Annotated in this window: 19 protein-coding genes; 11 read left to right on the top strand and 8 right to left on the bottom strand. The window is 49.4% G+C overall.

Translation table 11 applies throughout. The annotated features are described in order from the left end of the window. Window positions 1-67 precede the first annotated feature (67 nt). Window positions 68-370 (top strand): ArsR/SmtB family transcription factor, encoded by a 303-nt coding sequence (locus HMPREF2596_RS03995; RefSeq protein ID WP_070849778.1) that lies wholly within the window; start codon window positions 68-70, stop codon window positions 368-370. Between the two features lie 94 nt (window positions 371-464). Here HMPREF2596_RS03995 and HMPREF2596_RS03990 read toward each other — a convergent pair whose 3' ends face one another. The 4 genes from HMPREF2596_RS03990 to HMPREF2596_RS03975 form a co-directional block, all read right to left on the bottom strand. Next, on the bottom strand, window positions 465-806 hold the full coding sequence (locus tag HMPREF2596_RS03990; RefSeq protein ID WP_070849777.1) for a hypothetical protein: 342 nt from the start codon (window positions 804-806) through the stop codon (window positions 465-467). 219 nt (window positions 807-1025) lie between these two features. Next, complete coding sequence (locus tag HMPREF2596_RS11555; RefSeq protein WP_283140400.1) at window positions 1026-2006, bottom strand: hypothetical protein; 981 nt, start codon at window positions 2004-2006, stop codon at window positions 1026-1028. Window positions 2007-2136: 130 nt separating this feature from the next. After that, window positions 2137-5541 (bottom strand): transcription-repair coupling factor, encoded by a 3405-nt coding sequence (mfd, locus tag HMPREF2596_RS03980; protein ID WP_070850014.1) that lies wholly within the window; start codon window positions 5539-5541, stop codon window positions 2137-2139. 131 nt (window positions 5542-5672) lie between these two features. Then, complete coding sequence (locus tag HMPREF2596_RS03975) at window positions 5673-6365, bottom strand: VIT1/CCC1 transporter family protein (protein WP_070849776.1); 693 nt, start codon at window positions 6363-6365, stop codon at window positions 5673-5675. Window positions 6366-6664: 299 nt separating this feature from the next. On the opposite strand from HMPREF2596_RS03975, the gene HMPREF2596_RS11380 reads away from it, so the two are divergent. From HMPREF2596_RS11380 to HMPREF2596_RS03960, 4 genes are all read left to right on the top strand, one after another. Beyond that, window positions 6665-6811: a hypothetical protein gene (locus tag HMPREF2596_RS11380; protein ID WP_049322342.1), complete on the top strand. Its 147-nt coding sequence runs from the start codon at window positions 6665-6667 to the stop codon at window positions 6809-6811. Window positions 6812-7001: 190 nt separating this feature from the next. Beyond that, complete coding sequence (locus HMPREF2596_RS03970) at window positions 7002-7202, top strand: hypothetical protein (RefSeq protein ID WP_003746297.1); 201 nt, start codon at window positions 7002-7004, stop codon at window positions 7200-7202. Between the two features lie 89 nt (window positions 7203-7291). Then, a complete protein-coding gene (gene aspA / locus HMPREF2596_RS03965) occupies window positions 7292-8689 on the top strand; it encodes an aspartate ammonia-lyase (RefSeq protein ID WP_070849775.1) in 1398 nt (465 codons plus the stop codon). Window positions 8690-8925: 236 nt separating this feature from the next. Beyond that, entirely contained in the window at window positions 8926-9588 is a 663-nt protein-coding gene (locus HMPREF2596_RS03960; RefSeq protein WP_070849774.1) for an NAD(P)H-dependent oxidoreductase, read from the top strand. A 180-nt stretch (window positions 9589-9768) separates the two neighbouring features. Here HMPREF2596_RS03960 and HMPREF2596_RS03955 read toward each other — a convergent pair whose 3' ends face one another. Together HMPREF2596_RS03955 and HMPREF2596_RS03950 are read right to left on the bottom strand one after the other, a co-directional pair. After that, window positions 9769-12012, bottom strand: coding sequence for a FepA family TonB-dependent siderophore receptor (locus HMPREF2596_RS03955; protein ID WP_070849772.1), 2244 nt, complete (start codon window positions 12010-12012; stop codon window positions 9769-9771). Between the two features lie 224 nt (window positions 12013-12236). Further along, a complete protein-coding gene (locus HMPREF2596_RS03950) occupies window positions 12237-12455 on the bottom strand; it encodes an HP1242/YdcH family protein (RefSeq protein WP_003746288.1) in 219 nt (72 codons plus the stop codon). A 221-nt stretch (window positions 12456-12676) separates the two neighbouring features. On the opposite strand from HMPREF2596_RS03950, the gene HMPREF2596_RS03945 reads away from it, so the two are divergent. Together HMPREF2596_RS03945 and glyA are read left to right on the top strand one after the other, a co-directional pair. Beyond that, complete coding sequence (locus tag HMPREF2596_RS03945; RefSeq protein WP_070849770.1) at window positions 12677-13051, top strand: hypothetical protein; 375 nt, start codon at window positions 12677-12679, stop codon at window positions 13049-13051. A gap of 133 nt (window positions 13052-13184) precedes the next feature. Further along, complete coding sequence (gene glyA / locus HMPREF2596_RS03940) at window positions 13185-14435, top strand: serine hydroxymethyltransferase (RefSeq protein ID WP_036491481.1); 1251 nt, start codon at window positions 13185-13187, stop codon at window positions 14433-14435. 71 nt (window positions 14436-14506) lie between these two features. Here the strand turns inward: glyA and HMPREF2596_RS03935 are convergent, their stop codons facing one another. Both HMPREF2596_RS03935 and yddG read right to left on the bottom strand, forming a co-directional pair. Then, window positions 14507-15817 carry a sulfate adenylyltransferase subunit 1 gene (locus tag HMPREF2596_RS03935; RefSeq protein ID WP_070849768.1) on the bottom strand — a complete coding sequence of 437 codons (1311 nt, stop codon included), beginning with the start codon at window positions 15815-15817 and terminating at the stop codon, window positions 14507-14509. Between the two features lie 101 nt (window positions 15818-15918). Next, complete coding sequence (gene yddG, locus HMPREF2596_RS03930; protein ID WP_070850012.1) at window positions 15919-16830, bottom strand: aromatic amino acid DMT transporter YddG; 912 nt, start codon at window positions 16828-16830, stop codon at window positions 15919-15921. Window positions 16831-17012: 182 nt separating this feature from the next. Here yddG and HMPREF2596_RS03925 point away from each other — a divergent pair, with 182 nt between their 5' ends. The 4 genes from HMPREF2596_RS03925 (at window position 17013) to HMPREF2596_RS03910 (ending at window position 20629) form a co-directional block, all read left to right on the top strand. Further along, entirely contained in the window at window positions 17013-17465 is a 453-nt protein-coding gene (locus tag HMPREF2596_RS03925) for a MarR family winged helix-turn-helix transcriptional regulator (protein WP_070849766.1), read from the top strand. Next, entirely contained in the window at window positions 17450-18319 is an 870-nt protein-coding gene (locus tag HMPREF2596_RS03920) for an ABC transporter six-transmembrane domain-containing protein (RefSeq protein WP_070849764.1), read from the top strand. The genes HMPREF2596_RS03925 and HMPREF2596_RS03920 overlap by 16 nt, the downstream gene beginning before the upstream one ends. Before the next feature lie 27 nt (window positions 18320-18346). Then, window positions 18347-18667: a DMT family transporter gene (locus tag HMPREF2596_RS03915; RefSeq protein WP_070814527.1), complete on the top strand. Its 321-nt coding sequence runs from the start codon at window positions 18347-18349 to the stop codon at window positions 18665-18667. Between the two features lie 171 nt (window positions 18668-18838). Continuing rightward, window positions 18839-20629, top strand: coding sequence for an assimilatory sulfite reductase (NADPH) flavoprotein subunit (locus HMPREF2596_RS03910; protein ID WP_070849762.1), 1791 nt, complete (start codon window positions 18839-18841; stop codon window positions 20627-20629). Window positions 20630-20750: the final 121 nt, after the last annotated feature.

Here is a 20750-nt window from a genome sequence, read left to right as displayed (position 1 = left end):
TGAAAGTTGCTGCTAAGACTATTATGACTGATAATGCGACCTCTTCATTTGCCGAAAAGCGTGAAAAATGACCATTGCAGACAATCAACCTCCCTACGAAGAAGCCACCGCTTTTCTCAAACTACTGGCCAATCCCAACCGTCTCGCCGTATTGTGCAAACTACATGAAAAGCCGCACAATGTAACCGAGTTGGCTGAATCATCCGGACTGCCGCAAGCGGCAATGTCCAGCCAATTAGCCCTATTACGTGAAGCCGGTTTGGTATCATTTGAAGTGAACCATCGGGAACGGCAATATTACATTGCCGACCCGAGGGTAACCGAGATGATACAGTTGCTGTATTCCTTTTTCTGCGCAGAAACATCTTAAAATGTTGCCGAAATAGAATAGCCAAAAAAATCTATCTATTTATAATTTTAAAGGCCGTCTGAAATTCAATTTTCAGACAGCCTTTATTGTATTTTTAGTCTTGCCATATAATCTCGTGTTTAGAACCATAAGTAATCTTCTTGATATTACTTTCAAGAGCAATTTCTTTATCTAATATTCCTGAGTATTCCGAACCTGCTAATTTTTGAAATAAAGTAATATTCAGCTCATCGTTGCGGCTAGTTGTTTTGATATCCGAAATACCCATTGCACTATTGCCTAATAAGCCTGTCAAATGAGCCAGCCTATCCTCCTTAGCTTCCTTGACAGTAATTTTAAAATTCCGAATATCATTCAACTTAATTTCATCATTAGAGAAAAAGCAACCGGATAATATCAAGCCTGCAATACTCAGTATCATTGCCCTTATTTTCATAATAATTCCCTGCTCGATTTAGTAACCTTAGGCTCAATTTTCAATCACTGACAGTTTCAGTATTTTCAGACGGCCTTTATTTCATACTGTTTCTGTATTTTCACTTAAAATCCACATGCGTGCGTACCGTACACACGCTACCGAAAGGTTTTATGCATGCTACCGCATTCTTTGTTTGACGCTACTGAAGTAATTAATTTACATTATATGACTTACTAATTACTCACCATCACATTCATATATATCTGAAGATTTCGGATATATAACTTCTAATAAATTATAAATCGACTCAACCTCATTAATATATGATATATCAGGATTATAATGTTTAATACTCTCTCTTCTGGCTGCATATAGGCTGTGATTTTTATCTTGAGTATCATTATATTTATCTTTGTACACTTCGTTATATTTTTCAATTAAGATACATGCCCCTTTTTTTACGCTATCTTGATTAGATAAATATACGTCTGAAGTTACCTGCATAATGCCAGATGTTTTAATTCTACCAGTCCCAAAAAGTAATCTTTCCATAAACCTACATAATATATGTCTATTAAAGTCTTCATAAATTAAAATCGAATATATTAATGCTTTTTGTTTTTCAATAATGCTATTATCTATATCAGTCCCAATTGCTTCTTCAATAATAGAACCATATTTATGAGAAAAACAATCGTGCTTATGCTTTACATAATTTAATTTCCTACTATTATCCAAAGATGATATTGAAATATCTTTAATAACTTTATATATATAACCAATAATCGCAAACCACAATGCTGTTGTAATTTCTTGTTCCGTTGGCAAAGGGAAGTATCTTTTTTCAATAAAATTTTTATAAACAATATATGAAATAAATATAGAAATAAAAGCTGTTAGAATATATTTTACCCAGTTTGTAATTTTTAATCTACCTATGATTAAGATAAAAATAAATCTGATTAAGAAATAAAATATTGTTGTTATATAAATATTTTTCGTCAAATAAAAAAGATTTATTTTATCTAAAAAAACTGATACTACTAATATGAAAACAACAGGAGTAAAAGATCGATATAATATATTAAATATAGGTTGTTCTTCACTACTGTCAAATGACAATTGGTGATATCCAAATTTTATTGATCTCTTACCAAACCAATTTGATATAAAGAATAATAAAAAAGAAAATAATAAATTCAGTAGCAAATTATCCATGTTACGCCCCATATGCATAAATTATAATAAAATAATTAATAATATAGCCTAGTGCAGACTACTTTTTTGCTATTTCAACGCCTTAAAAAGCAGCCTGCACCTTTTTCAGACGGCCTTTTTTCCTCCTTCCTTACTTAACCATCACCCTTTCTTTCAAAGTCTTCAATACGTTCTTCACTGTATTAATCCTCACTTCGATATTTTCCATCTCTGCGGTAAATCGCAGCTTATCCGCGCCGGCAAGGCGATATTTTTTGTCGTTCTGAATCAGCAGGATGATTTCGGTTGGATCGACATTGTTGTTTTTGCCAAAGGTTACCGTTACCGCTTCGCTGGTCGCATCAATGGCGTCAATGCCCAATTCTTTTGCTGCAAGACGTAAGTGGTGGCTTTCGATGAGGGTTTTGACGGGTTGTTCGGGCAGGCCGAAGCGGTCGACGAGTTCTTCGTGTATGGCGTTGATTTGTTGCACGGTTTCGCAGACGGCGAGGCGTTTGTAGAGGACGAGGCGCTCGTGGATGTCGGGGCAGTAGTCTTCAGGCAATAATGCCGGGCTGTGCAGTTTGATTTCAGTGGTGATGCCCAGCGGTGCGTCGAGATCGGGCTGGCGGCCTTTTTTGAGGTCGCGCACGGCTTGTTTGAGCATTTCGGTGTAGAGCGTGAAGCCGACCTGCATCATTTCGCCGGATTGCCCTTCGCCGAGGATTTCGCCTGCGCCGCGGATTTCCAAATCCTGCATGGCGAGGGTGAAACCTGCGCCGAGTTCGTCTGCCGCCGCAATGGCGTCGAGGCGTTTTTCTGCGTCTTTGGTGATGTATTCGGGCGTGAGCAAGTAGGCGTAGGCTTGGTGGTGGCTGCGGCCGACGCGCCCGCGAAGCTGGTGCAGTTGCGCCAGCCCGAATTTGTCGGCGCGGTTGATGATGATGGTGTTGGCGTTGGGGATGTCGATGCCGGTTTCGATGATGGTGGAGCAGAGCAACACGTTGAATCTTTGCTGCAAAAAGTCGCGCATGACTTGTTCCAGCTCGCGCTCGCGCAGTTGTCCGTGTGCCACGCCGATGCGGGCTTCGGGCAGCAGGGTTTCCAGCCGCTCGCGCATGTTTTCGATGGTATCCACTTCATTGTGCAGGAAAAATACCTGCCCGCCGCGTTTGAGTTCGCGTAATACGGCTTCGCGCACGCTGCCTTCGCTGAAGGGTTTGACAAAGGTTTTGACGGCGAGGCGGCGGCTGGGCGCGGTGGTAATCAGCGAGAAGTCGCGCAGGCCTTCGAGCGCCATACTGAGGGTGCGCGGAATCGGCGTGGCGGTCATGGTGAGGATGTCGACATTGGCGCGCAGGCGTTTGAGCTGCTCTTTCTGGCGCACGCCGAAACGGTGTTCTTCATCGATGATGACCAGTCCTAAATTTTTGAATTTGATGTCGTCCTGAACCAATTTGTGCGTGCCGATAACGATATCGACCGTACCGTCCGCCATGCCTTCGAGCGCGGCTTTGGTGGCTTTGCTGTTGTTGAAACGCGAAAGGCTGGCGACTTTTACGGGGAAATCGGCGAAACGGTCGGCGAAGTTTTGCGCGTGCTGCTCGACCAGAAGTGTGGTCGGGGCGAGTACGGCGACCTGTTTGCCACCCATTACCGCCACAAACGCGGCGCGTAGGGCGACTTCGGTTTTGCCGAAGCCGACATCGCCGCACACGAGGCGGTCCATCGGTTTCGCCTGCGTCAAATCTTTAATCACAGCGGCGATGGCGGCGGCCTGGTCTTCGGTTTCTTCGTAGCCGAAGCCGTCGACAAACGCCTGATAGTCCAACTCGTTGATTTCAAACTTGTGTCCCGATTGGGCGGCGCGTTGGGCGTAGAGATTGAGCAACTCGGCGGCGGTGTCGCGCGCTTTTTCGGCGGCCTTGCGTTTCGCCTTGTTCCACGCGCCGCTGCCGAGCTTGTGCAGGGCGACGTTTTCATGCGCCTGACCGGAGTAGCGGCTGATTAAATGCAGTTGCGAAACAGGTACATAAAGCTGCGCTTCGCCCGCGTATTCGAGCAACATCATTTCGTTGGTTTCGCCGCCCAAATCCATCGTTACCAAGCCCATATATCGGCCGATGCCGTGTTCTTCGTGAACGACGGGATCGCCGATATTGATTTCGGCAAGGTCGCGTAACAGGCCGTCTGAAACGGCGGCGTGTTTCTTGCGATGATGTTTGCGCGAGCGGGCGACGTATTGATAGAGATCGGATTCGGTGATGACCGCGATGTTTTGATCTTCTAATTTAAACCCGTAAGCCAACGGCGCCACTGTAATCATCAGCGGCTCGTGCGCCGATAAAAAGCCCTGCCAGTCGGACACGCTTTTGGCTTTCAAACCGTTTTGCTGCAAGAAGCCGAGCATGGTTTCGCGCCGTCCCAAACTTTCGGCACACAGCAAAATCCGTCCTTCAAAGGTCGTCTGAAAATCCTTCAATGCCTGCAAAGGCTCGTCGGATTGGCGGTTGACGGCAAGGTCGGGCAGGGTGTGTTCCTTGCCGGAAACATCGGGCAGCACTTGTCCGTAGTTTTTCAGACGGCCTGCGAATACATCGGCAGAAAGATACAAATGCTGTGGAAGCAAAGGCGGATAGGTTTCGTCGCCCTGCGCCATGGCGTAACGCGATTTGACGTCGCTCCAAAAACGGTTTGCCTCGGCGTGAACATCGCCCAAAGAGACAAACAGCGCATCTTCGCCGATATAGTCAAACAGCGTTTCCAGCTCGTTTTCAAAAAACAGCGGCAGATAATATTCCACGCCCGCGCCGAAGTGGCCGTTGCTGACGGCTTTGTACACAGCCGCATCGTTCGGATTGCCATCGACTTCCTCGCGGAAGCGACTGCGGAAAATCTTTTGCGCCTCGCTGTCGGTGGGGAACTCGTGCGCCGGCAGCAGGCGGATTTCGGAAACGGGGGAAATGGTGCGCTGCGTTTCGGTGTCAAAAGTTTTGATGCTGTCGATTTCATCGTCGAACAAATCGATGCGGTACGGCATTTCGCTGCCCATCGGGAACAAATCGACAATGCCGCCGCGCACGGCAAACTCGCCCGCCGCGACAACATGGGAAACATGGTTGTAGCCCGCATCCACCAAATCGGTTTTCAGACGGCCTATATCCAAAGTCTGCTCCGTTTTCAGCCAAAACGTGCGCCCCGCCAGAAACGGCACGGGCGGCAGCTTCTGCATCGCCGTGGCAACCGGCACGAACAACACGTCCGCCGCGCCGCTTTTAATCTGCCACAACGCCGAGAGCCGCTCCGACACCAAATCCTGATGAGGCGAAAAACGCTCGTAAGGCAGCGTTTCCCAGTCCGGCAGGAACACCGCCGTATCGTGCGGACGGAAAAACAGCCAGGCCGTCTGAAGGCGCAACGCCTGTTCCGCATCTTGGGTCAGCACGACTTTGAGCCGCTTATGCGGCAGATAACGCGCCAAAGCCAAGGGCAGCGAGCCTTGCGAAAGATTGAGCCAACGGGATTTTTCACGGGGTTTGGGAATCGGATAGGTCATGACAGAAACAGTGTGCAATAAGTCAATACAAGCACCGCAGGCCGTCTGAAAATTTTTCAGACGGCCCTTAGTAAGCAAATTAATTTTCAATTTTACTGGATACAGGTTTAAAAGAATACAAGACCTTACAATCAGACGGCCACGCCTGCCAATTTTCCAATAAACCCGGTTATCGCCAATGCCGCCACGCCCCAAAGGCACACGCGTATAACCGCAGGAACAACAGGCGCGCCGCCCAGTTTGGCGGAGACATAACCCAGTAATGCCAGGCCGAACAAAGTGGAGACTGCCAAGGCCGGAACAATGGCACCAGAAGCTGTCAATGCGACCAGTAAAGGCAAAATCGCGCCGGCACAAAATGAAGCGGCAGAAGCCAGCGCAGCCTGCATGGGACGGGCTGCCGAGGCTTCGGTAATGCCGATTTCGTCGCGCGCGTGGGCGGCAAGTGCATCGTGTTCCATCAAGGCTTGCGCGACTTCGGCGGCAAGCGCGCCGGACAAACCGCGGCGGCGGTAAATTTCAGTCAGTTCCTCCAACTCCGCATCAGGATTATTTGCCAATTCGTGGCGTTCTTTGTGCAAATCGGCTTTTTCCGTATCCGATTGGCTGGACACGGAAACGTACTCCCCCGCCGCCATCGATACCGCTCCCCCGATCAGCGCCGAAACACCGGTCAACAGCAGGGTTTGGAAATCAGGCGCGGCGGCGGCTACGCCCGTCAGCAGCGAGGCAGTGGAAATCAGGCCGTCATTGGCCCCCAATACGCTTGCCCGAAGCCAGTTGTTGCGGTCGCTGAAATGGCGTTCGCTGTGGTGTGAATACATATATGCTCCGATCAATTGGCGGTTTCCAGATGATGATAACATTGTATTGTTTTTTGAAATCCATGTCAGTTCAACCCTGAAACCCAAACATTCACAAATCTTACGGCCATCATTCCAAACCACAGAAACCAACACGCATCCTAAAGATTCCTTCAGACGGCCTTCACGCTTTTACAATCAAATTTATTGTTCCAAGTCATGGCATTATCACAAGACCGTTTTGCACTACTTGGTTTATCGCTTTAAAGATGCTATCTTTATGAATCTTTCCACTCCCTAATCCATTGAAAGGATATATCATGGCTGAAGAAAACAAAATCAAAGTAAACGATTTGCCTGAAGATAAAAAAGAGCAAACCGAAGAAACCGAGCTGCCCGTTGTCAACAACGAAGAAAAACGCGGCGGCCATGGCGAAGGCGGTTGCTGCGGCGCATGCGGCGGCTAATCTTCCCGACAAAGCCCCAAGGCCGTCTGAAAAGTCTTACTTTTCAGACGGCCTTTTCCTTTCTAAACACTTACAGGTAAATCAATGAAAGGATGCGGGAGAAGAATTTAAACCCAACCGTGTTTGTGCTACATTCATATCTTTACAAACCACAACAATCTGCACACGCAGACACACAAGGAAGAAAAAAATGTTTTGGTATATCGTTGGTTTTTTCGCCTTCATCGTTTCCCTGCTTTCCCTTTGGGTCAATGCCAGCGCATTCGGCATGGAAGAGGATGGCACGCCGCAATCCGAATATGAAAAAATGTTGGGACTGGGTGCGAAATTGAAAGATAAAGAGACAGCCGCGAAAGAGCGCGAAGCGGCACGTTTTCACCCTGACGATTAAGCCTTACCGACTGGACAATCTTGCTGAACTGGGCTAATGTTCCAAACGCATAACGCACACCAACACAACTATACGAGAAGGTAAGAGAAATGACTGTACGAATCGAACACGATTTATTGGGCGACCGCGAAATCCCCGCTGATGTTTATTGGGGTATCCACACGCTGCGCGCCATTGAAAACTTTAAAATTTCCACGCAAAAAATTTCCGACGTACCGCAATTTGTCCGCAGCATGGTGATGGTTAAAAAAGCCACCGCGCAAGCCAACGGCGCATTGGGTGCCATCAAGCCGGAAATTGCGGCCGCCATCGAAAAAGCCTGCGATGAAGTATTGGTCAAAGGCCGCTGTCTTGACCAATTCCCATCCGATGTTTATCAAGGCGGCGCCGGTACTTCGGTCAATATGAACACCAACGAAGTCATTGCCAACCTTGCGCTGGAAGTATTGGGATACGAAAAAGGCCGCTACGACATCGTCAATCCGATGGACCATGTCAATGCCAGCCAATCCACCAACGACGCCTATCCTACCGGCTTCCGCCTTGCCGTGTATTACAGCATCGGCGAATTGCTCGACAAACTGACCATCCTGAAAAACGCTTTTGCCGCCAAAGCCGAAGAGTTTAAAGACGTTTTGAAAATGGGCCGCACCCAGCTTCAAGACGCCGTGCCGATGACGGCCGGACAAGAATTCCAATCGTTCCAAGTGTTGTTGGAAGAAGAAATCCTCAACCTCGACCGCACCCGCTCCCTGCTGCTTGAAGTCAACCTCGGCGCCACCGCCATCGGCACAGGCGTGAATACACCCAAAGGCTATGCGGCTTTGGTCGTTGAGAAACTTTCCGAAGTCAGCGGCCTGCCTTGCAAACTGACTGAAAACCTGATCGAAGCGACCTCCGACTGCGGCGCATATGTGATGGTACACGGCGCATTGAAACGCACAGCCGTCAAACTGTCCAAAATCTGTAACGACTTGCGCCTGCTCTCTTCCGGCCCGCGCGCCGGTTTGAAAGAAATCAACCTGCCTGAATTGCAGGCCGGTTCTTCCATCATGCCGGCCAAAGTCAATCCCGTGATTCCCGAAGTCGTCAACCAAGTGTGCTTCAAAGTCATCGGCAACGACACCACCATCACTTTCGCAGCCGAAGCAGGTCAGTTGCAGCTGAACGTTATGGAGCCGGTCATCGCCCAATGTATGTTTGAAACCATTTCCCTCTTGGGCAATGCCGCTGTTAACTTGTCCGAAAAATGCGTCAAAGGCATTACGGTCAACCGCGAAATCTGCGAACGCTATGTTTTCAACTCCATCGGTTTGGTCACTTATCTGAATCCGTACATCGGCCACCACAACGGCGATTTGGTCGGCAAGATCTGCGCCCAAACCGGCAAAGGCGTGCGCGAAGTCGTACTGGAGCGCGGCCTGTTGAGCGAAGAAGAGCTCAACCGCATCCTCTCTCCTGAAAACCTGATGAATCCGCATCTGTAACCAGGATTTGAAATCAAAGGCCGTCTGAAACTTTACTTTTAAAATTTCAGACGGCCTTTTCACATTCATATTGATACTTAATCGATTTTTTCTGCGAAGTTCAAAATTAAAAGATAGCCTAACCGCAGGGTTTGATTTAACATGGTGCTGCCCTATCCTGTTTTCTCCTCCAATTCACGCAAACCGGATATCGGCAAAACGGTCAAAATAACATCTTCATTTATTAGGAAAAACCAATGAGTAAAATTACACGCGAACAAATGCTGCAAGTATTCGAAAATCGCCGCTCTACCCGTTATTACGATCCCAACAAAAAAATCAGCCAAGAAGATTTTGCAGCGATTTTAGAATTTGCCCGCCTCTCCCCAAGCTCTGTCGGCTCCGAGCCATGGAAATTCTTGGTGATTCAAAACAAAGCCCTGCGTGAGAAAATCAAGCCTTTCAGCTGGGGGATGCAATTCCAACTGGACGACTGCAGCCATCTGGTGATTATCCTTGCCAAGAAAAATGCCCGTTACGATACTCCGTTCTTCCGCGGTGTTGCCGAACGCATGGGCCTGCAAGGAGAGCAGCTGGAAAAAGCGTTGGCAAAATACAAAAGCTTCCAAGAAACCGACATTAAAATTGCCGACGACCAACGCGCACTCTTCGACTGGAGCGGCAAGCAGACCTATATCGCTTTGGCCAATATGCTCACAGGTGCAGCGGCCATCGGCATTGATTCCTGCCCGATCGAAGGCTTCAACTACGACAAAATGAACGAAGTATTGGCAGCAGAAGGCCTGTTTGATGCCAACGAATGGGGCGTATCCGTAGCGGCAACATTCGGCTATCGTGCCAAAGAAATTACCAAAAAAGCACGCAAACCAATTGAAGAAATGGTAACTTGGGTTGAATAAGCGGTTTGGATTTTCAGGGCGGCGAATACCGCCCTTTTATTTTTTTCTAAAAGAGAAGCAAATTCCGTAACAACAAAGACTGCTAAAAATCCAAATAAAAAGGCCGTCTGAAACCCTGTGTCAGAAATCCTAGATTTCATTTCACAACGTTTCAGACGGCCTTATTTAATATGCTTCTACTTAAAACGATACTTTCAAACTGCCGTAGAAGGCACGGCCATGCTCGTTATAAGTTTGTGCGCCGGCAGTTGTGCGGTACAGTTTTTTGTCAAACAGATTGCTGATACCGCCACGGACGGCCACGCGTTTGTTCCAGTTGTAGCCTGCATTGATGCCCCAAATGCCGTAAGAGCCGACTTGCGTTTGGTTATGTTCGGAAGTTAAAGGAGTGATACCTGCACCTGGATTACCGTTTTGCTCCAGTCTATTGATCGCTACGCCACGCGGTTTAGTGCGGCCGTAGTGGGTAAAGGTCAGGTTGGCATCAAAACGTTCGTTTGGTGTCCAAGACAGCGTGCTGTTAATGGTGTGTTTCGGCACCAAAGACAATGGATTGCCTTGATAATCTTCAGATTTGTGCATATAAGTGAAATTGTTGCTCCACTTAAGTGTGTCATGCAACGGAATCACCAAGTTGCCTTCGATACCCGAAATAGTCGCTTTCGGCGTATTTTCCCATTGCAGGAGCCAGTTGCCGATATTGCTGGTGGCAATGAGCTGGTCGCCGATCACGATTTTATTGCGGTACGCGTTGTGGAAATAAGTCGCCGAAGCTTGCCAGCCGTTTTTGTTGAACTCAAGGCCAATCTCTTTATTGATACTGGTTTCAGGTTTCAAATTGCTGTTGCCCATGTAGAAACAGCTGACACTACCCGGCGCATTGAGCGGACAGCCCTGACCGCGTGTGTACAGGATAAAGTCAGAACTAGCTTGATACAGATTTGGCGCTTTGTACGCACGGGCAACACCGCCTTTAACCAACCAGTTTTCGCCGATTTGATGCGAGAAGTTCAAAGCCGGACTCCAATTGCTGCCGCTGGCACTGTTATGGTCGAAACGAAGTGCAGGAATTAAATGAGTTTTATCGGTTAGCGAGATGTTATCTTCAACGTAGACTGCCCAGTTGCGTTGGGAAGTTTTACCGCCACGATGTTCCGATACGCCGGGGAAGGTGTTGACAATTACACGTGGCGGTTGACCAGAACGACCGGGAATAATATCTGTCAGACTTTGCGAGTTGGAGGCGGGGTCGTCCAGTTTACTGTCGGTAAATTCCGCGCCGACTGTTAGGACGTTGTCTACGCCGAGTTGGAACGGAATATTGGCTTCGCTGCTGAAACGCAGGTTTTTCAGACGGCTTTGAACAAAATCCAAGCCTGTATAACTGCCTTCGGGACCACCGGCCAAACCTTCAGGCAAGTGGCTGTTGACTGTACGCTCATAACTGATCACGTTTTTGGTATCGCCCCATTCCCATGCGCCATCATGAGTAAGCGAGAAAGCAGAACGATATAAGCGAGCAGTTTCAGCCTTAGAGTTAACCAGACCATTATATAGTGCTACTTTATCGCGTGCTGGAGGATTGCTGTTTTGCGTATCGCCGTTGTAGATATTGCCCTGACGGCTGTAGCTGCTGTCCAAAATCAGCGTTTGCGCTGGGCTGATTTTCCATTGCAGACGGCCTGCAATGTCTTTATTGCGTACGCCTTCTACACCGGCCGCGCTGTCGTTGCCGTGTCCTGCATTGATATCGGCCGCATCTGCATCCGTTTTATTCAGATTGCCGTAAATGCGGAAGCCCAAAGTATCTTGGATAATCGGGCCGCTCAAATTAAAGCCGATACGGCGGGTTGCGCCCTCTTTGCTGTCTTGCGGTTGATTGGCGTAAAGATTGACTTGGCCTTTAAATTCCTTAGACACTTTTTTGGTGACGATATTGACCACGCCGCCCATCGCACCCGACCCGTAACGGGTCGCCGCCGGACCGCGCAAGACGGTAATGGATTCGATTTCTTCAACCGGTACCCAGTTACTGTCGCCACGCGTATTGCGTTCACCGCGCATACTGATACGTTCGGACTGGCGCGAATTAACCGGCTTGCCGTCAATCAAAATCAAAGTGTTTTCAGGACCCATCCCGCGCAAGTCGATTTGGCGTTTGTTGCCACGCTGACCTGTTGCCGTATTGCCGGTCAGATTGACACCGGGCATGGTGCGGACAAATTCGGAAATATCATTGGCTGCAGGGCGTTTGTCGATGTCGTCTTTAGAAATACGCGATACACCAAGCGATTGCTGCAATTGCTTCTCGGCAGTAACGTAAACGGTATCGACTTCAGCCTGCTCAACTGCTTTCTCTTCAGCTGCGTGTGAGAATGCACTAATTAACGCCAAAGGCAAAATGGCGAGTGTGAATGTTTTCATTGCATTGTTTCTCTTGGTTTTGTTTGTTTAAAATTAAAATCATTTTGGATTTTAAATAAACTTAACAGAGTTTTCAATGCAATTAAGAGTGATTTACAATTAAAAGTTAAATTACGCCAATAAAAACAACAAATACCAAATAACTAAAAAGGCCGTCTGAACCAGTATGAAACGAAATCCAAGATTCCTATCATACCGTTCAGACGGCCTTATTCAATTTTTAATTATTTGCCTGCTGCTTTTTGCAGAAGAGCATACAATTCGTCTTTGAGTTTGAGTTTGGCTTTTTTCAGCTCTTCGATTTCTTCGGCGCCGCTGGTTACCACATTATTCACCAAACCGGTAATTTTATCGTCCAGCTCGTTGTGCTCCTCAAACAAACGGGCAAAGTGTGCATCCTCTTGTTTCAGTTTAGAAATCAGATCGCGATATTCTGGAAACATTTTGTTTTCCTCTCTTGTTAATTAAATAAAAAAGTACTGCTGCCAAAAACTAGGACGAATTAATCTTTAGCTTCATTATAACAAACACGGGCGTTTTATCCAGTCTTTTTTAAGCCGAAACTGTTTTATGTCAAAATTAATAATATCACCATCAGCCATCGCCCCAATGGAAAGAAACGGGTTTATAGACGGTTTGTCGACTTGGGCATACAATCGGACTTATGCGTTTACACAATGGCCGAACCACCCTATTCCGTCATATCAACGGCATGGACGGACAATTTATCCTGCTTGAAAACCATCCTTCATGGATGCCGGTCAATGATGCCGATTTCAACCATGCCGCGCCCCTGCCCGACGGTTTGGCCGTGCACGAAGAATCATTTTATCCATTTGAAAAAATAGATGCCGCCGAATCGGCAGACAATATCAAAATCTTCAGCGAAGAAGCCCTACGGCTGGAGAAAGAGCGTTTAAATGCGGCAGCCTTGGTAGAACTGGCAAAAAATCTTCAAGCCGCCCAAGCCGAAGCCGATTTGGCCGCGCTTTTGGAAAAAATGGATTTTCATTTAAAACAAGACGATATTTTCAAATGAATCCTTCAGATCCAGGCCGTCTGAAACCAAACGCCTGATGAAATTGTTGACAATGTGAGAAAAATAGTTCATCTTGAACCAATCCGCAGTACTCCATCCCTTATTTTCAGCCCAACACAAAGGAACCGAGAACATGTTTTCAAAAAGCGTTACCCTCGCACAATATGACCCCGATCTGGCAGCCGCCATTGCCCAAGAAGACCAACGCCAGCAAGACCATGTCGAGCTGATTGCTTCAGAAAACTACGTCAGCTGCGCCGTAATGGAAGCCCAAGGTTCGCAATTGACCAACAAATACGCCGAAGGCTATCCGGGCAAACGCTACTACGGCGGCTGCGAATACGTTGATATTGTCGAACAATTGGCGATTGACCGCGCTAAAGAGTTGTTTGGCGCAGAATATGTCAACGTCCAACCACACTCCGGCTCGCAAGCCAACCAAGCCGTATATGCTTCTGTTTTAAAACCGGGCGACACCATTTTGGGCATGTCTCTGGCGCATGGCGGCCACTTGACCCACGGTGCCAGCGTCAATATTTCCGGCAAACTCTACAACGCCATTACTTATGGTTTGGATGAAAACGAAGTTCTCGATTATGCCGAAGTCGAACGCTTGGCGCTTGAACACAAACCCAAAATGATTGTGGCCGGCGCATCTGCTTACGCGCTGCAAATCGATTGGGCGAAATTCCGAGAAATCGCCGATAAAGTCGGCGCATACCTCTTTGTCGACATGGCGCACTATGCGGGTCTGATTGCCGGCGGCGAATATCCCAACCCCGTGCCATTCTGCGACTTCGTAACCACCACCACCCACAAAACCCTGCGCGGCCCTCGCGGCGGTGTGATTTTGTGCCGTGACAATACCCACGAAAAAGCGCTGAACTCTTCCATCTTCCCAAGCCTGCAAGGCGGCCCGTTGATGCACGTCATCGCTGCCAAAGCCGTAGCGTTTAAAGAAGCGTTGCAACCTGAGTTCAAACAATACGCAAAACAAGTGAAAATCAACGCCGCAGCAATGGCGGAAGAGTTGGTTAAACGCGGTTTGCGCATCGTTTCCGGCCGCACCGAAAGCCACGTTTTCCTCGTTGACCTGCAACCGATGAAAATTACCGGCAAAGCCGCCGAAGCCGCTTTGGGCAAAGCACACATTACCGTCAACAAAAACGCCATCCCGAATGATCCGGAAAAACCGTTCGTTACCTCCGGCATCCGCATCGGCTCCGCCGCCATGACCACACGCGGCTTTAACGAAGCCGACGCGCGCGTATTGGCAAACTTGGTTGCCGACGTATTGGCCAACCCTGAAGACGAAGCCAACCTCGCCAAAGTCCGCGAACAAGTGACTGCTTTGTGCAATAAATATCCGGTTTACGGCGCATAAGCATTTCCGAATTGGATAAAATAACAGGCCGTCTGAACAACAGACGGCCTTTTTTTATTTCAACTTTTCTTTTAAATTTCAAAACTGTTTGTTTCGCTGACTTTGCGTATCATGCCTGCCGCGACAGTATGGTTGGTGGCTTCGTCAATCAAAATAAACGCGCCTTGGGCATGGTTGTCTTCGTATGCGGCAGCGGCAAGCGGCTGCTGGGTCTTGAGGCTGACGCTGCCGATGTCATTGAGCTTGAGCGTTTCGGCGGATTCGACCCGGCTGAGGGTATTGACGTCCCAAACGTAGGCAATTTCGCTGATTTTTACGGGCGTGGTTTGGGTCGTGTGTTTCAGCAAATATTTACGGCGCAGATTGAGCGGAATATCGTCAAACCAGCAAAGCGCGGCTTGAAATTGTTGTTCGGGAACAATGCCGCTGTCGGCTGAAACAATGCTGTTGCCGCGTGAAATATCGATGTCCGTATCCAAAACGACGGTCAACACTTCCCCTGCTTCGGCAGATTCGGTTTTACCGTTGGCATTATAGATTTCGGCAACCTTGGCAATATGGCCGCTGGGCAGGACTTTGACTTCATCGCCCACTTTCAGACGGCCCGCTTCCAATCTGCCTTGATAGCCGCGGAAGTCATCGCTGCTGCTGCCGTCTTGGCGCGCCACACGTTGTACAGGAAAATGCGCGGCGTGGTCGGCGGCGTTTTGACGGTTGACGGGCAGGCTTTCGAGCAAAGGCAGAAGCGGCAAACCTTGATACCACGGGGTTTGGCTGCTGGCATTGACGATGTTGTCGCCTTTTAAGGCGCTGATGGGCAGGAAGTGGATTTGGGCTTGGAGGCCGATTTGTTCCGCCAGTTTGCGGTAGGCTTCGATAATGGCTTGATATTTGGCTTCGTCAAAGTCGAGCAGGTCGAGTTTGTTGACGGCCACGATGATGTTTGGGCAGCCCAAGAGCTTCAGAATCGCGCTGTGGCGTTTGGTTTGCGGCAGGAGGACGGGCTCGCTGCCGGAAAAATCGACGCGCGTGGCATCGACTAAAATAATGGCGGCATCGGCAGTTGATGCGCCTGTAACCATATTGCGCGTGTATTGCTCGTGTCCCGGTGTGTCGGCAATAATGAATTTGCGTTTGGGCGTGGCAAAATAACGGTAGGCCACGTCAATGGTAATGCCTTGTTCGCGCTCGGCGGCAAGGCCGTCTGTCAGGCTGGCGAAGTCAGGCGTTTCGCCGTTTTCGGCAGCGCGGTTGAGCTTGTCGAGTTGGTCGGTCAGTAAGGTTTTGCTGTCGTAGAGCAGGCGGCCGATGAGGGTGGATTTGCCGTCATCGACGCTGCCGGCAGTGATGAAGCGCAAAAGCGGGGCGGTGGTTGCGGTCATGGTTCTTTCCTATTTCTCGTGATTTCTCAAACTGGTCTCTACTTTAAACAGGCCGTCTGAAAATGGGAAAGAATGTTTGGTTGTTAAAAAAGATATTTTTGTTATATCGATTTTCGGCGCGTGGCCAACCAGCAAACAACCGAACCTGCGCACACCATCCCTGCCCCCTGCCAAAACTGTACAGACAGCGGCGCACTGATGACAAACGAAGACACTAACGCGGAAAACACAGGGATAAAATAAGATGCGCCCGCCAATACCGTCATATTCCCGCGCGAAATACCGATATTCCAAACCGCATAGCCCAAACCCATGCAAGACGCGGCGGCCAGGGCATAGCCGACGGACTCCGCATCAAAATTCAGACTGTGTGTCCCGCCGATAAAATATTCCGCCCACAAAAACAGCGACACCAGCATAAAGAAAAAGCCTACGCTGCTTCCTTCCGCCTTCACGCGCGCCGTCAGCGTGCAATATGCCGCCCAAAAAAGTGCATCGGCCAATGCCATCAGATAACCGACAGGATTGGTGCGGACATTGTGATAAATCCCCGAAAGCGACAATCCGCCGTCGCCGCCCAATACCGTGGCAATCCCGAAAAACGACAATACAAAGCCTATGCCTATCCACCATTTTGCCGGCTGCCCGTTGAAACAGACCGCGCCTAAAATAGTAAACGTCGGCCACAAATAATTGACCATGCCGATCTCAACCGTCTGTCGGGCATTTTGGGCAAAACCGACCGACAACGACAAACACAGTTCGCAACCGACAAAAAAAATGCTCGCCCAAAGCAAATAGCCGCGGTTGTAATTACGCAAATGCGGCCTGCCGAAAATCAACCAAATCAACACAGTGGACAGGGTATACATCATTGCCGCACCGCCCACTGCCCCCATATGCAGGCTCAAAGAGCGTATTAGAGAAATGACGAAGCTCCACAAAGCAACGGCAAGCAACCCGATGGCAGTGGCTTGTTTGGAGGAGATGTTTTGAGATAAGAAATGAATCATGGCGTATGTGCTGAAGATGGTTTTATTAGGTTTATCGTAGTTTGAATATATCGTTTCTACATTAATTATTTTAACGGTTTCAAGGCCGTCTGAAAATGATTGTTTCAGACGGCCCTCTATTTGCAATTAGTCCTAAACATGACTATAATCCGCATCCAATTAGTCAATATTGAGACCAATTTATGAATCAACTCAACCAACTCGGCATGCGTATCAGCCACATAGACAGCGCATTTGACCAATGGATTAAACAGCAAAACACCAACTACAATACCTTCGCCGTTCTCTACACCTTGGCCACCGAAGGCAGCCGCACTCAAAAATACATAGGCGAAGAATGGAGCCTGCCCAAGCAAACCGTTTCCGGAACATGCAAAACGCTGGCGGAACAAGGCTTGCTGACATTTCACGAAAGCGAACAAGACAAACGCGAACGCTTATTGTCGCTGACCGAGCAAGGCAAGGAATCCGCCGCACCATTGGTGCAAAACATGCAGGAATTCAGCAAACGAATTTTTACCGCCTTCGGTGAAAAACGTGCAGCCCGACTGTTTGCCGATTTGGACGCGTTGGCCGAATTAATGGCGCAAACCCTCAATACTAAATATGGAGGGCAACCATGTGGAAAATGTTGAAACACATCGGTCAAACACACCGTCGCAAACTCATCACAACCTTCTCTCTCGTCGGCTTGGATAATCTGCTCTTGCTGGTATATCCCGTGTTTGGCGGCTGGGCGATTAATGCCGTTATGGAAGGCAACGTCTGGCAGGCAATGTTGTATGGTGTGGTGGTTTTATTGATGTGGATAATCGGTGCCGCCCGCAGGATAGCCGATACGCGCACATTTACCCAGATCTATACTGAGATAGCCGTCCCGGTCGTCTTGGAACAGCGCAAGCGAGAAATACCGCATTCCGCCATTACTGCACGCGTCGCCCTATCGCGTGAGTTCGTCAGTTTTTTTGAAGAACACCTACCCATCGCTGCTACTTCGCTGGTCTCCATCTTCGGTGCATGTATGATGTTACTGATATTGGAATTTTGGGTGGGCGTATTGGCTGTCGCGATACTTGCCCTGTTTTTATGGTTACTGCCACGTTTTGCCGCCATCAGCGAAAACCTATATTTCCGTTTAAACAACCGGCTTGAACGCGACAACCACCTTATCCGTGACGGCAACGAGCATCAGCTCTACCGCCACTATGGCTGGGTTGCCAAACTACGCGTGCTGATTTCCAACCGCGAAGCCTTAGGCTATCTCAGTATCGGCATGGCGATGAGCGTATTGTTCGGCTTCGCCTTTATACACATGACGCTTAAAGGCTACGGAAGCGCCGGCCATATCTATTCCGTCAGCACTTATTTATGGATGTTTGCAATGAGCTTGGACGATGTACCGCGCTTGGTCGAACAATACTCCAATCTAAAAGATATCGGACAACGCGTTGAACTCTCGGAAGAAAACAATCTTTCCAAGGCCGTCTGAAACCTTAACACACCATCAGGACACATTATGAGTTGGCTTTATCTGATACTGGCCGGAATACTGGAAATCGGCTGGCCCTTGGGGCTGAAATTGGCACAACAGGAAGGCTACCGTTGGCAGGGTATTGCTGCCGCCCTGGCCTGCATTGTCGGCAGCGGATTTTTTCTATTCCTCGCCCAAAAAAACATACCCATGGGGACGGCCTATGCCGTTTGGACAGGCATAGGCGCGGCAGGCGCATTTTTAGTGGGCGTAGCCTTTTTCAACGATGCCGCCAACTTCGGCCGCTGGCTCGGCGCATTCTTAATTATTTCAGGCGTAATCGTCATGAAACTTTCCAGCCATTAAAAAACCGCAAAGGCCGTCTGAAACTAAGACGGCCTTCTTATATTCCGAATATAACGAAATCATCTTAAATTAAAACCAAGCATTCTTTCCTTTTTTCAGACGGCCTGTTTAAAGTAGCGACTGTTCATTATTCAAACAATCGGCTATAGCCGTCCCAACAAAGGAAACAAAATGAGCCAAGCCAATCCACTGCCTGCCGAACTCTCCGCCCAACTCTCCGCCCTATCCCCCACCCAACTTGCCTGGCTCTCCGGCTATTGCTGGGCGCAAAGCCAAGGCGTATCCGGTGCAGCAGCCGAACCATCTGCCCTGCAAGCAGCCGCCCCGACAGTCAGCCGCCGCGTGTTAGTCCTCTCCGCCTCCCAAACCGGCAACGCACGCAGCGTTGCCGAATCCTTACACGCCAAACTTCAAGCCGCCGGCGTAGAAGCCCGCCTCAGCAGCGCAGGCGATTTCAAAAGCAAAACCCTGCCCGACGAAGACATCGTCCTTTTGGTTACCTCCACCCAAGGCGAAGGCGAACCGCCCGAAGAAGCCCTACCCCTGTACAAATTCATCTACGGCAAAAAGAAACCCGACCTCAGCAAACTCACCTTTGCCGTCTTAGGACTTGGCGACTCCTCCTATCCCAACTTCTGCCAAGCAGGCAAAGACTTTGATGCCAAATTTGCCGAACTGGGTGCAGGCCGTCTGAACGACTTGGGCATTTGCGACTTAGAGTTCCAAGCAAATGCCGACGCATGGGTAGCCGTCGTCGTACCCAAAGTAGCCGAATTGACCGCCCAAGCAGCAAGCCCTAGTGCAAACACCGCAGCACACAGCCCAGCCACCCCAAGCAGCGGCACCGCATACACCAAAGAAAACCCCTACACAGCCACCCTCTCCGTGCGCCAAAAAATCACCTCACGCACCGCAGAAAAAGACGTCGAACACATCGAAATTGACCTCAGCGGCTCAGGTTTGCATTATCAGGCAGGCGACGCGCTCGGCGTATGGCCACTGAATGCCGCCGGCCTCGTTCAAGAAATCCTCGACCTCAACCAACTGACCGGCAACGAAACCGTCCAACTTTCAGACGGCCGCGAAACCGACATCCGCACCGCCCTGACCGAATCCGCAGACATCACCCAAAACACACCGGCATTCGTCCAACAATACGCCGAATTAACAAACAACGAGGAACTCAAAACCATAGCCGCAGATAAAGCCCAACTGGACGCCTATCTCGCCGCCACACCGCCCGTCGGCGTATTCGCAGCCTATCCGCACCCACTGGACGCACAAACCCTATACAGCCTCTTCCGCCCACAAACCCCGCGCCTTTACTCCATCGCCTCCGCACAAGACGAAGTCGGCGAAGAAGTCCACCTCACCATCGGCGTCGTCCGTTTCGACCACCACGACCACACCTACACCGGCGCAGCATCCGGCTACTTGGGCGAACGCCTCGAAGAAGGCAGCGAAGTCCGCGTCTTTGTCGAACCCAACCCCAACTTCCGCCTGCCGCAAAACGGCGATACACCCATCATCATGATCGGCGCAGGCACAGGCGTCGCCCCCTTCCGCTCCTTCATGCAACAACGCGCCGCCAATGGCGACAGCGGCAAAAACTGGCTCTTCTTCGGCAACCAACGCCTGGCCGACGACTTCCTCTACCAACTCGAATGGAGCGATTGGCGCAAAGACGGCCTCCTCACCCGCGCCGACCTCGCATGGAGCCGCCAAGGCGAACACAAAGTCTATGTCCAACACAAAATCACCGAACGCGCCGCCGAAGTTTGGAACTGGCTGCAACAAGGCGCACACATCTACGTCTGCGGCGACGCCGCACGCATGGCGCGCGATGTCGAAAACGCCCTAATCGAAGTCATCGAAACCCAAGGCAAACTCAGCCGCGACGAAGCCGAAGACTACCTCAACGACCTGCGCGAAGACAAACGCTACCAACGCGACGTTTATTGATTGGATAAGCCAAAATAAAGGCCGTCTGAAAGCTGGATTTCAGACGGCCTTTTTAAGGAACTTGCTCGGATTGTTATCAATTTATCTTGTCTTGCATTATAATTGTGCAAATTTGACTCAC

Source organism: Neisseria sp. HMSC078C12, from assembly GCF_001838065.1.
Classification (GTDB): Bacteria; Pseudomonadota; Gammaproteobacteria; order Burkholderiales; family Neisseriaceae; genus Neisseria.
This window is presented reverse-complemented; position numbering and strand designations above follow the sequence as displayed.

Coding starts and splice junctions, on each gene's coding strand:
- HMPREF2596_RS03995 (WP_070849778.1), top strand. CDS start 68: ATGACCATTGCAGACAATCAACCTCCCTACGAAGAAGCCACCGCTTTT.
- HMPREF2596_RS03990 (WP_070849777.1), bottom strand. CDS start 806: ATGAAAATAAGGGCAATGATACTGAGTATTGCAGGCTTGATATTATCC.
- HMPREF2596_RS11555 (WP_283140400.1), bottom strand. CDS start 2,006: ATGGATAATTTGCTACTGAATTTATTATTTTCTTTTTTATTATTCTTT.
- mfd (WP_070850014.1), bottom strand. CDS start 5,541: ATGACCTATCCGATTCCCAAACCCCGTGAAAAATCCCGTTGGCTCAAT.
- HMPREF2596_RS03975 (WP_070849776.1), bottom strand. CDS start 6,365: ATGTATTCACACCACAGCGAACGCCATTTCAGCGACCGCAACAACTGG.
- HMPREF2596_RS11380 (WP_049322342.1), top strand. CDS start 6,665: ATGGCTGAAGAAAACAAAATCAAAGTAAACGATTTGCCTGAAGATAAA.
- HMPREF2596_RS03970 (WP_003746297.1), top strand. CDS start 7,002: ATGTTTTGGTATATCGTTGGTTTTTTCGCCTTCATCGTTTCCCTGCTT.
- aspA (WP_070849775.1), top strand. CDS start 7,292: ATGACTGTACGAATCGAACACGATTTATTGGGCGACCGCGAAATCCCC.
- HMPREF2596_RS03960 (WP_070849774.1), top strand. CDS start 8,926: ATGAGTAAAATTACACGCGAACAAATGCTGCAAGTATTCGAAAATCGC.
- HMPREF2596_RS03955 (WP_070849772.1), bottom strand. CDS start 12,012: ATGAAAACATTCACACTCGCCATTTTGCCTTTGGCGTTAATTAGTGCA.
- HMPREF2596_RS03950 (WP_003746288.1), bottom strand. CDS start 12,455: ATGTTTCCAGAATATCGCGATCTGATTTCTAAACTGAAACAAGAGGAT.
- HMPREF2596_RS03945 (WP_070849770.1), top strand. CDS start 12,677: ATGCGTTTACACAATGGCCGAACCACCCTATTCCGTCATATCAACGGC.
- glyA (WP_036491481.1), top strand. CDS start 13,185: ATGTTTTCAAAAAGCGTTACCCTCGCACAATATGACCCCGATCTGGCA.
- HMPREF2596_RS03935 (WP_070849768.1), bottom strand. CDS start 15,817: ATGACCGCAACCACCGCCCCGCTTTTGCGCTTCATCACTGCCGGCAGC.
- yddG (WP_070850012.1), bottom strand. CDS start 16,830: ATGATTCATTTCTTATCTCAAAACATCTCCTCCAAACAAGCCACTGCC.
- HMPREF2596_RS03925 (WP_070849766.1), top strand. CDS start 17,013: ATGAATCAACTCAACCAACTCGGCATGCGTATCAGCCACATAGACAGC.
- HMPREF2596_RS03920 (WP_070849764.1), top strand. CDS start 17,450: ATGTGGAAAATGTTGAAACACATCGGTCAAACACACCGTCGCAAACTC.
- HMPREF2596_RS03915 (WP_070814527.1), top strand. CDS start 18,347: ATGAGTTGGCTTTATCTGATACTGGCCGGAATACTGGAAATCGGCTGG.
- HMPREF2596_RS03910 (WP_070849762.1), top strand. CDS start 18,839: ATGAGCCAAGCCAATCCACTGCCTGCCGAACTCTCCGCCCAACTCTCC.